The sequence below is a fragment of the Methylophaga sp. UBA1464 genome, assembly GCF_002325665.1.
In the GTDB taxonomy this organism is placed as follows: Bacteria; Pseudomonadota; Gammaproteobacteria; order Nitrosococcales; family Methylophagaceae; genus Methylophaga.
The window spans coordinates 526-1,858 of record NZ_DCSO01000100.1; the positions used below are offsets into that span (position 1 = coordinate 526).

The following is a 1,333-nucleotide window of genomic DNA, read 5'->3' on the forward strand; positions in this document are numbered from 1 at the left end:
GTTGTTGTCAGTTTATTCTCAACAACCTGCCCTAGTGACAAGGTCAACATATCAACCACTGGCTGCGATAATGACTGAAACGTAGGTTTGGAAAATTGTTCCAGTTGTTTAACTGTAGATTGAATAAGACTGCTGGTGAGTGCTCCAATACCTTCAGCCGAAGGAATCCGGGTAGCCGTAATTCTTCCAATATTATTTAGCCGTGGATCCAGAATCTTGCGGGGGATAGAAATCAATATCTTGGAAAAAGCTTCTGGAATGGTAATTCTGTGCGGCTCTGTCGCGTCATAAATCGTCATTTCACCTGGTTTAAGAAAAACTTCTCTCCCGCCCTGTTCCAACTTGTATTTTCCGGAAGTAAGCACGACCATGAAATAGCAGTCTTGACTGGCCTGAGAAGGTTCTTGAGGTAATCGTTCCAGTGTAATTGCGTTAGATTGGATAGGTGACAACCGCACACCTTCTTGCCAGGGATAAATCAACATATCATTGAATAACACCATATCCTTGGGCGGTTTAATATCGACGTTAGCATATTCCCGGCCAATGACTTCTTTCAGCCACTCTACCCGCTGAGCGCTGGGTTGTTGCTCCGTGCAAAAACGCTGCCCTCCGAGACGAACAAGCGAATCACGACCATCAGCTCTCTGGCCAGCGGGAGTAATCAGTGCGTTTGTCATAACTCATCACCCAAATGTACAAGGATCTCTGCCGTTAGAGAAAAGAATACTCATTTTAAGCTCGGCATACTGTTGTTGTATTTCAGAATAATAACAGGAGAGAGTATGAAACAGAATGATAACCACGCCGGAAATGTGGTGCTGATAAGAGGGGCCTGCTTATGGATATTGATGGCTTTATTACTGGCCTGGTCACTCGTGGGTATCTATAATCAGATTGGCTTTCTGGAGACTTTATTTCCTGGTAAACCTATGCGAGTGTTGCAGGCTCACATAGACTTTTTATTAATGAGTGCTTTGATTCTGGGGTTTTATGCTGCAAGGATTGGATTGCCATGGCATGTTCGCTGGGCGATGGTAACGGGAGCATTTACCAATTCCAGTCTTTTTTTATTGTATGCAATGTTTCCTGTATTGGATCCGCTATCAGAAACCTATATACCTACGGGGATCTTGTTTACTACTTTTAATGTCTATTTATATTCGAGTCTTTTAGTAACCAGTTATGGCTTTGGCAAAGCTGCTGTCATTATATTTCGCACTACTTTTGATGACGATTCAAACACAAAAAATTGTAAGCGCTGCGGTCGGCAAGTTGTCTGAATTACGTAAGCTGATAAATGCTCCCGCTAAACAGGATCAGTTGGTAATAA

At 43.0% G+C, this 1,333-nt stretch carries 2 protein-coding genes; one reads left to right on the forward strand and one right to left on the reverse strand.

The annotated features are described in order from the left end of the window. The coding region (locus B3O33_RS13730; protein WP_292363833.1) for an AraC family transcriptional regulator at positions 1-680 on the reverse strand (680 nt) is incomplete at its 3' end. Positions 681-785: 105 nt separating this feature from the next. On the opposite strand from B3O33_RS13730, the gene B3O33_RS13735 reads away from it, so the two are divergent. Then, entirely contained in the window at positions 786-1,283 is a 498-nt protein-coding gene (locus tag B3O33_RS13735) for a hypothetical protein (RefSeq protein ID WP_292362650.1), read from the forward strand. The last annotated feature ends 50 nt before the right edge of the window (positions 1,284-1,333 follow it).